Raw genomic sequence first — 423 nt, forward strand, 5'->3', positions numbered from 1 at the left:
GATGACGGCCGAGGACAATATCGCGGTCGGCGCGGCAATTGCGGGCCATGTCTACAATTTCTGGCAGGACAAGACCAACGCGCTCGGCCTGTGGCGGCGCACGACGGTCGCTTCCTACAAGACCGACAAGCCCGAATGGGAAACGATCATCGACTTCGACCAACTGGCGGCGAAGGAGGGGATAAAGTGGGTGTTCGGCGGCGCTGTCAGACTCTACCCCGATTTCAACCGCTGCCTGGTCTCGATGTCGCCCGATGGCGGTGATGCCAGTGCAATGCGCGAGTTCGACATCGCGGCCAAGTCCTTCGTCGAAGGCGGTTTTCAGGCGTCGGCCTCGAAATCGGGCTTCGGCTGGCTGGATGAGGACACGGTCATCGTCTCGGCCGCGTTCGAAGAGGCCGACAAGACAGAGTCCGGATATCC

Annotated in this window: 1 pseudogene; it reads left to right on the forward strand. The window is 61.5% G+C overall.

Features of this window, described 5'->3' with window-relative positions:
* Positions 1–423 (forward strand): annotated as a pseudogene (locus tag EN852_RS35400) (prolyl oligopeptidase family protein); the annotation flags it as partial.

The organism is Mesorhizobium sp. M2E.F.Ca.ET.209.01.1.1 (assembly GCF_004010375.2).
In the GTDB taxonomy this organism is placed as follows: Bacteria; Pseudomonadota; Alphaproteobacteria; order Rhizobiales; family Rhizobiaceae; genus Mesorhizobium.